General features: G+C 54.7%; 6 protein-coding genes and 1 tRNA gene. 5 read left to right on the top strand and 2 right to left on the bottom strand.

The genetic code is table 11. From position 1 onward, the window contains the following. Positions 1 to 72, top strand: a tRNA-Pro gene (locus IGS51_RS19175). A 422-nt stretch (positions 73 to 494) separates the two neighbouring features. After that, positions 495 to 2,456: a hypothetical protein gene (locus IGS51_RS19170; RefSeq protein WP_297080395.1), complete on the top strand. Its 1,962-nt coding sequence runs from the start codon at positions 495 to 497 to the stop codon at positions 2,454 to 2,456. A 6-nt stretch (positions 2,457 to 2,462) separates the two neighbouring features. Here IGS51_RS19170 and IGS51_RS19165 read toward each other — a convergent pair whose 3' ends face one another. Beyond that, positions 2,463 to 3,857 (bottom strand): AtzE family amidohydrolase, encoded by a 1,395-nt coding sequence (locus IGS51_RS19165; RefSeq protein ID WP_297080394.1) that lies wholly within the window; start codon positions 3,855 to 3,857, stop codon positions 2,463 to 2,465. Between the two features lie 62 nt (positions 3,858 to 3,919). After that, positions 3,920 to 4,159: a DUF4089 domain-containing protein gene (locus IGS51_RS19160; RefSeq protein ID WP_297080393.1), complete on the bottom strand. Its 240-nt coding sequence runs from the start codon at positions 4,157 to 4,159 to the stop codon at positions 3,920 to 3,922. Between the two features lie 253 nt (positions 4,160 to 4,412). Here IGS51_RS19160 and IGS51_RS19155 point away from each other — a divergent pair, with 253 nt between their 5' ends. The 3 genes from IGS51_RS19155 to IGS51_RS19145 all read left to right on the top strand — a co-directional run bounded on the left by IGS51_RS19155 (position 4,413) and on the right by IGS51_RS19145 (position 8,134). Further along, positions 4,413 to 5,054, top strand: a complete 642-nt coding sequence (locus tag IGS51_RS19155) for a hypothetical protein (protein ID WP_297080392.1) — start codon at positions 4,413 to 4,415, stop codon at positions 5,052 to 5,054. Between the two features lie 149 nt (positions 5,055 to 5,203). Beyond that, on the top strand, positions 5,204 to 5,704 hold the full coding sequence (locus IGS51_RS19150) for an ATP-binding protein (protein ID WP_297080391.1): 501 nt from the start codon (positions 5,204 to 5,206) through the stop codon (positions 5,702 to 5,704). Between the two features lie 372 nt (positions 5,705 to 6,076). After that, positions 6,077 to 8,134 (top strand): ELWxxDGT repeat protein, encoded by a 2,058-nt coding sequence (locus IGS51_RS19145; RefSeq protein WP_297080390.1) that lies wholly within the window; start codon positions 6,077 to 6,079, stop codon positions 8,132 to 8,134. The last annotated feature ends 378 nt before the right edge of the window (positions 8,135 to 8,512 follow it).

Raw genomic sequence — 8,512 nt, 5'->3', positions numbered from 1 at the left:
GGGCGTAGCGCAGCTTGGTAGCGCACTACTTTGGGGTAGTAGGGGTCGTGGGTTCGAATCCCGCCGCTCCGATCAGATGAAACCTCGCAGCAATGCGGGGTTTTATTGTTTTAAATTTTCTTCTGTTTTAAATTTCTACCCTAAACCATTAACGTCCTTACTTGGGATAGAGCTTGGGATAAAGAGATAGAAGGCGACCCCATGCTGGCTTATCTGAAACGATGACGGGTCGCTAAATCGACAATAGACGGGCAATAGGCGAATGAGTTTGCTGCTCTTCAGATTTTCTCCGCCTGCGTTTTTGCCTGTCTTGTGTTCTGAAACACAGGCTGGTAAAGAAATACGACGATTTTGTAGCCAAAATAGCAGTTTAGGAAAGAATATGGGGGAGCTTGCGCTCTGGCGGTTTTTGTGGCGCATATTCTCAAGACCGAACCTGTTTCAGAGTTCGCAATCTCGGATCACTTATTTTTATCCTTGCCTGAGGTGCTGGTATGGGTCAGCTCACTGGGTTGCTACTGGGAACGGCGTTTGATGATGTGTTCGTGGCGGATGTAGCGCTGGAGGCGGTTGATCCAGGTGAAACCGAAACGACTGGAACCGCGATCGCCCGCGCTCGGATCGAAACCTTTGACGGCAATGATACGGTAACAGCACAAGCGATCGTCACAAACCCAGCGGGCAATCCTACCGCAGGTGGCGTGTTGAATAGCGGAATTTTACTCGGCGCAGGGGGCGATCGCCTGGAGGTGTCCGCTGCTGCCAATGGGATTTTTTCGGTCGCTTATGGGGTGCGCTTTAGCTCGCTGCACGGCGGCGAGGGCGACGACACCTTCGCCATTGCTGCCCGGAGTTTTATCACAGAGCGCATTCCTAATTCCAGCAGTACAGGAATTGCACTGTCGAACTCCACACTCGATGGCGGCAATGGCAACAACACGATTTCCATCAGCGCTCTGGCCGAAACGGGTGACCGATGGTTTTTCCACCCTGCCAGCGGCTACGGTCTGCTGAGTAGCTCCATCACCGTGGGCACAGGCGACGACCGAATCAACATTACAGCAACCGGACGCGGGTCGGGTTCCCAAACGACGGGTGCAGGCTATGGGGTGAAACAGGGGGCGATCGCCACTCATGGCGGCAACGATATCGTTACCATCACGGCAACGGGCGAAGGTACGGGGTTTGCGAATACGCTGACCTACGGGCTGGTCGAGAGCGCTGTGCAGATGGGCGACGGAAACGACACGCTCGATCTTGCGGCCAACAGCCTGTCTAGAGATTACTTTTCAGGAACGAGCAAAAGCTACGGTGTGGATCGCAGCCTTGTCGAAGGGGGCAATGGGGGCGATCGCCTTACCGTTTCTGCCTACGCAGTGGGCCAAGTGATTGGTCGCCAACCTGAAAGCTATGGCGTGAGCAGCAGCACGATTTCTGGCGGCGAGGACGATGATGAAATTATCCTCAATGCTACAACCCTTGCGAGTTCGCAGCGATTTGGTGTCGCGATTGGTACTAGCTATGGGGTTCAGCACAGCGACGTGCGCGGCGATCAAGGCAACGACACGATTCGCATCAACGTACACACCTCTGCATTTGCCTATGGAGGAGCGAAAGCTTTGGCCTATGGCATCGACCATTCATCAGTTGGAGGGGGTGATGGCGACGATTTGGTCGCAATTGTCAGCGGGACGAGCACAAATTCTTATCTGGGGCGAGGCACAAACGGAATCCAAGCTACTAGTTATGGCATTTCCCATAGTAGTCTTAGCGGGGGGAATGGTGACGATACATTGCAGATCGAGGCTAGGGCACAATCTATCGTTGACTTGCCTAGCGAGAGTCAGACGGCGATCGCCTACGGAGTCTATAGGGCAAATGTTTTAGGCGATCGCGGCAATGACACAATCATCATTTCTGCGGCAACAACCGCTTGGGAAGTGCCCGGTAGCCAAAGCGTTGCCTATGGTGTGCAGGACGGGCGCGTCGAGGGCGGCGATGGCGATGATGTCATCAGAATTTCTGGCGAGGTGTCTAGCATCTCAACCCCCGACAGTAGCGTCGGATTTTATAGTCATGCGGCTTATGGTGTGGTAAACAGCAGCGTCAACGGAGGCGATGGACATGACCTAATCACGATTTCAGGAATGACGTTTGCCATCCAGGATGCGCTGATTTTGGGCGGCAGCGGGGACGATACATTCCAGGTCGGCATCGGTCAGGGAACGCTGGATGGCGGCACAGGGAATGACCTAGTGATTCTGGATTTTCTCGATTTGCAGACCATGACGGTGACAGCTTTGGGGAATAGCGGTTTACGCATCGTTGGAACGCAGGACGGACAAGGTAAGAATGCCGCTTGGACGCAAACAATCTGGAATATGGAACGCTTCCAGATTGGCGGCGAGATGTTTCACACGGCAGGCGATGTGATCCACTTTTTGCAGCTTGGGTAAGCTTCCTCAAACCCGTGCCACCGGAGCCGCTACCACACCAGCCTGTTCCAAAACCGCGCCTGCTCGTAGCACCAGTGATTCATTGTAGGGTGCGGCGATAATCTGCACGCCGAGGGGCAGCCCGCCCGACTGCTGCACGGGGACAGATAAGATCGGCAGCCCAATGAAAGAAAGCGGTTGTGTATACAATCCCAAGTTGGGGCGGGTGAGCATTTCTTGCCCGCCAATGGTCATGGTTTCTTGCCCAATGAGCGGCGCGGCACAGGGAGTGCTGGGTGCAAGGATTAGATCGACGTGCTGAAAGAGTTCCGCAAGGCGATCGCCATACCAGCGCCGAAACCGCTGCGCCTGGAGATACCAACTGGCAGGGATGAGCGCACCAGACAAAAAGCGATCGCGCGTGGCAGGGTCAAAGTCGTGGGGGCGCGTCTTTAGGTTCGGCAGGTGCAGATTGCTGCCTTCGCAGGTGGTGATTAGATAGGCAGCGGCGCGGGCGCGATGGGCTTCAGGTAAGATAACGCGCTTCGTTGCGCCAAGAGCTTGGGCGACCGTTTCCACCGCCGCAAACACTTCTGGCTGTCCGCCCGTGGCGAAATAGCTCTCGGCAACGGCAATCCGCAATCCGTCGATGCCCTGGCCCAGTTGCGGCAAGGTTGGCTCAGGGGGTCGGGGACTGCACACCGGATCGCGGGGATCGGGCCCGTGCATCAGATCAAAGCTGAGGGCAATATCGCGCACCGAGCGAGCAAACGGGCCGATGTGGTCGAGGCTGGCGCAGAATAGGGCAGAACCGGCGCGGGACACTCGTCCATAGGTCGGCTTTAGCCCAAAAATGCCGCAAAACGCTGCCGGAACGCGGATTGATCCGTTTGTATCTGACCCCAGCGAGAGGGGCACTAGCCCGCCCGCCACCGCCGCCGCCGACCCGCCAGACGATCCGCCTGCTACCCGGCTCAGGTCGTGGGGATTGTGCGTTGCGCCGTAGTGACTGTTTTCCGTCACAAACCCATAGGCGTATTCGTCCATATTCAGCCCGCCCAGCAGCACGCCCCCTGCCTTTCGCAGGGCGGCCACAGTTGCCGCGTCCGTCGAGGCTGGGGGGTTATCGCGGTTGATTTTGGAGCCTGCCAGCGTGACTACGCCCGCGATGTCCAGCAGGTTTTTGACCGCAAAGGGCACGCCTGCCAGGGGCCCCGGATCTTGCCCAGCGGCGATCGCCCGATCCACCGCCGCCGCATCTTGCAGCGCCTGCTCCCGCAGCACGTTGGTAAAAGTATTCAGCTTGCCATCCAGCGCATCAATTTGCGCCAGCGCAGCCGTCACCACAGTCTCAGCAGTGGTTTTCTGGGCACGAACCGCAGCGGCGATCGCAGTTGCATCAGCATCGAAAAGGTCGAGCATAGGAGATTTTAGAGGGCTGGGGGGACAGGATGTTGGGGTTGCCAGGTGGCTCCGTCACGCCATTACCCCATCACGCCACCCGGCCCACCTCCAAGCGGCACAAACACCGCCGCACTCTCCGCCTCTGGCAGCAGGGGAAACTCTAAGACCAACTGGGCGATCGCTGCGGTGCGTTCTAGATTGGCGATCACGCCAGGTTTACAATCGGGGGGAATGGGCAGGCCAATCAGGGCGGCTGCCTGTTCGGCATAGCGTTCCAGGTCAACAGAGGCGGCAGAGTTGGCAGAGTCGGCAGAGGACATGGCTGGGAGGCAGATAGGAGATGCAGTCCCACTCAGTCTAGGGGCTAGGTTCTCTAGAATCAAGCCTTGCGCCCTGTCCGCCCAAAATTAGCGCTGCAAGTCCGAGGTTGTATGGATGCTGAATGCTGAAGTTTTATGAGTGTTGAAACGGATGCTGAAACATATCGCCACAAAATATTTCGGATTTTCCGCAACTTACGTCAGGCAGATTGTGTCTATTTCTCTGGTGTGTTTCTGAAAAAGGAAGTTCCTGATGAAAAAGGTTTTTTGGATGACGATGGCGGCGGGGTTGGTGGCTGGCGCAGGGGCGATCGCCCTGGCGTTGCCCCAGATGTCCATTGCAGGCGGGCAGCGCGGCGGCACTCGCGTTCGCATTAGCGAAGACGGCACGCAGCTCCGGCTCACCTCGGAAGGGCGATCGCAAACCATTTCGGCAAACAGCATGAACGTGCGCGTTCTGGACGGCGTGAACTGCGAAAAGCTGCAAATTGAGCCAGAGCAAACGCTGAACGGGCAACGATTCCATCCCTCTGTTGGCATTGACCCCCAAACGGGCAACGTAGCCGTCGGCGTAATTCTGCAAGAATGCGTCGAAACGCAGCTCAGCGCTGTGTTTGTGATTGACCCGCAAGGCGAGGGCCATGCCCTCTACCGGGTGCAGGTTCCAGGCGAGCGGGTGTTGCAGGATGAGTTCACCACCTACCCCATGCGGGATTTGATCAACATCGGCTATTTGGGGAATGACCTGCTGGTGAAGCATGGCGACGCTTCCGGTTCCGCTGCGATTATGGTGTTCACGCCATCGGGCACGCCCGCCGGTCAATATGCAGGCTGCGTCTACACCGCCATCGAGGAAGGCAGAGGGCTATGTCCGCCGGACTCTGTCGCGAATTAGGCTGTTGATGTAGGCACCTCGATTAATTGCCTTGTTGCGAATCTTTGGGACGTAAATCGTTGAAATATCCTTGTCATTCTCAATCAAGATTGAATTTTTCGAGGTGCCCAAATTAGGACGGCCCTTCACCGTTATGCGAGGAAGAAGAAATGAACCAGATGGGAACTTTGATATTCTTCTGCGGAAAAATGGGGTCTGGTAAATCCACCCTATCTTGCAAAATTGCTAAAGAACTAAACGCCATTTTGTTGTCGGAGGATGAGTGGCTATCAGCCATTTATCCTGAAGAAATAAAAAGTTTTGATGATTATGTAAAATACTCAAGACGGCTAAGATCCGTGTTGAAGAATCATGTAAGAAGCATAATTAAGGCTGGAATTTCTGTAGTAATGGACTTCCCAGCAAACACAGTCAATCAAAGAGCATGGTTCAAAGAGATACTTTTATCTGAAAACATACCTCATAAGTTGATATACCTTGATGTTGATGACGAGACTTGCCTGGAGGGAATTAGGAAGCGGAGGGAAACCAACCCAGAGCGGTCACAGTTTGATACAGAAGATGTTTTTCACCATGTAACTAGTTTTTTTCAGCCACCATCAGTTGACGAGGGCTTCGGGATTGAGGTTGTCCATCGGGATGTCTTGTAGCTTGCGTTTTTCTAGTATCAAGACTGCTCAGTAGATATACTCACCCACCGCATCAGGCATAAAACGCAGGAGAGAACCCATCACCGCCTCACTGCCTGCCAGAACCCGTTGAATATACGGGAAATCGGCAGCACGGCTAACACAAAAATATACAATCACCCCTCCGGAATTCCTCCGGAGGGAAAAACCCGCTGCGTGAAAATTCGGATAGGTTACGCCCCCCGGTTACTAGAGCAAGGCTCTTCCTGCGCCTTGTGCGATAGGGCTGTGTGCCCTGATGACTCTGATGTTATTTACGACACACGCCAATCTCTAAAAGTTGCAGGAAACCGCAGGCAAGCCCCCCAATTACTGCGCCTGAGAGGACAGATTATGAGTTACTCAGTTTCTCTACTGAAAGATATTTACCTTGGGACAAGCAACTCCTATCCCTACGAATTCACAGTCTTCAACAATAAGCTGTTCTTTTCAGCGGAGAACAGCACCAGTGGTCGTGAGCTTTGGGTCACTGACGGCACAACTGCGGGCACCCAGCTTTTTGCAAACATCAGCATTAGTGGCAATTCCGACCCCTACTATTTCAACGTCCTCAACAACAAGCTGCTGTTTACGGCAAATAATGACACCAATGGTCGTGAGCTTTGGATCACCGACGGCACGGCTGCGGGCACGACGCTCCTGAAGGACATTAACCCTGGCGCTAATTCTTCCTTCCCCTACAATTTCACAGTTTTCAACAACAAGCTGTTTTTTACGGCAGAGGATGGCATCAATGGCGACGAGCTTTGGGTAACAGATGGCACGACCGCAGGGACTCAGCTTTTTGCAAATATTAACCCTGGTCTTAGTTCTTCCTCGCCTACTAATTTCACAGTTTTCAACAACAAGCTGTTTTTTAAGGCAGAGGATGGCACCAATGGCGACGAGCTTTGGATGACAGATGGCACAACCGCAGGGACTCAGCTTTTTGCAAATATTAACCCTGGCGCTAGTTCTTCCTCACCTGGCAATTTTACAGTTTTCAATAACAAGCTGTTCTTTACGGCAGAGGATGGCATCAATGGCTATGAGCTTTGGGTAACAGATGGCACAGCTACGGGCACCCAGCTTTTTGCAAACATCAGCCCTGGCCCTAGTTCTTCTTCCCCCAGCCGTTTCACGGTTTTCAATAACAAGCTGTTCTTTGAAGCAGGAAATAGCACGAATGGTCGTGAGCTTTGGGTCACCGACGGCACGGCTGCGGGCACCACGTTGCTCAGAGATATCAACCCCGGCAGCGGTAGCTCTTATCCTGACAACTTCATCGTCTTTAACAACAAGTTAGTCTTTGCCGCAGACGATGGCACCAATGGCTATGAGCTATGGATTACGGACGGCACGGCTGCGGGCACGATGTTGCTAAAGGATATTAACCCTGGTGTTGGCAGTTCCTCCCCCTTCAACTTCACGATTTTTGATAACAAGCTGTTTTTCTCCGCAATCGACGGAACCCACGGGCGGGAACTGTGGATGACCGATGGCACGGCAGCAGGCACAAAACTGGTGACCGATCTCAATCCGGGAGCAAATAGCGGTTTGGCGCTTTTCGATAGCGACTTTGAGGTTTTTGGGAGCAAGCTGGTTTTTGGAGGAACCAACGGCGGCTTCGGTTATGAATTGTTTGCGTTGCAGGGCAACTCGCCCAAGGCCCAGAGCGACAGCTTTGAGACGAATTTTGGCACACCGCTGACGATCAACGTCAGCCAATTGCTGGCCAATGACACCGACCCAGACGACAGTTCCCTCAGCGTTACCCAGGTCAGCGGCGTGGTGAATGGCACGGCTGCCTTCAACGCGACTGCCGGAACCGTCGTCTTTACGCCGACAGCAGGCTTTAGCGGTCTGGCCCGATTTACCTACACCCTGACAGACGGCACGGGGCTGGCAGATACAGCAACGGTCTACGTTCTGGTTCGTCCTGCAAGTGGTAGCCCCGGCGGGCCGGGTGGTCCGGGCGGCCCTGGCAGTCCTGGCGGCCCCAGCAGCCCTACACCTGGACAAGTCCTAAACGGCAAGCGAACTGCTGATACGCTGATCGGCGGCGCGGGCGACGATACCCTGCTGGGCAAGGGCGGCAACGATTTCCTGATCGGCAATGACGGCAAGGATTTGCTGGATGGCAGCAAGGGGAACGATACGCTGGTGGGCGGCTCCGGTGCAGATATCTTCGTGCTGCGGAGGGGGCCAGATGTAGACCGGATTATGGATTTTGAAGACGGCATCGACAAGCTGCGGCTGGCAGGGGGGATTAACTTTAGCCAGGTGCGGATGGTGCGGGGCAAGGGAGACGAAGCGGGCAATGCGCTGATTCAGCAGCGGGGCACAAACGACGTGCTGGCGATTCTGGTTGGGGTGCAAAGAAGCCTAATTACAGCGGCGGATTTTGCCTAACGGCTGAGCTAAATTCTCTTGAATAAGGCTTGACTTGCGATCGCCAAAAGCCTAGCAAAACTCTGGATTGACCCACCAAAACCGGCGATCCAAAATCGCCGCTCCAAAATCTAAAAATTAGCTAAGGGTTTGCCGCTGGGGAAATTTCTGTTCAGACATCTCCAGCGGATTTTTATTTGGGGTATTTGGGTTTTTCTGGGATTAGCTTCCTATCGCCGCGATACGGCTTTGCTTTCGGCAACATACCAGCGCCAGGGGCGGTCTGCACCTTGCGTCAGCCCGATGCGCGTGGTTTGCACGAAGGAGATTTGTCCTGCATCAAGCTGGGTCTGGAATGTGGGCGATCGCCCCTCCAGCCATAGCCCCTGCCCCGGAGCC

Origin of the sequence: Thermoleptolyngbya sp. M55_K2018_002, assembly GCF_015295965.1 — a bacterium.
Lineage (GTDB): Bacteria > Cyanobacteriota > Cyanobacteriia > Elainellales > Elainellaceae > Thermoleptolyngbya > Thermoleptolyngbya sichuanensis.
The sequence above is the reverse complement of the archived record's forward strand: the minus strand, read 5'-3'. Positions and strand labels throughout refer to the sequence as shown.

Bases quoted from the DNA above. Each gene is read 5' to 3' on its own strand.
- IGS51_RS19150 (WP_297080391.1), top strand. From the start codon at position 5,204: ATGAACCAGATGGGAACTTTGATATTCTTCTGCGGAAAAATGGGGTCT.
- IGS51_RS19145 (WP_297080390.1), top strand. From the start codon at position 6,077: ATGAGTTACTCAGTTTCTCTACTGAAAGATATTTACCTTGGGACAAGC.
- IGS51_RS19170 (WP_297080395.1), top strand. From the start codon at position 495: ATGGGTCAGCTCACTGGGTTGCTACTGGGAACGGCGTTTGATGATGTG.
- IGS51_RS19155 (WP_297080392.1), top strand. From the start codon at position 4,413: ATGAAAAAGGTTTTTTGGATGACGATGGCGGCGGGGTTGGTGGCTGGC.
- IGS51_RS19160 (WP_297080393.1), bottom strand. From the start codon at position 4,159: ATGTCCTCTGCCGACTCTGCCAACTCTGCCGCCTCTGTTGACCTGGAA.
- IGS51_RS19165 (WP_297080394.1), bottom strand. From the start codon at position 3,857: ATGCTCGACCTTTTCGATGCTGATGCAACTGCGATCGCCGCTGCGGTT.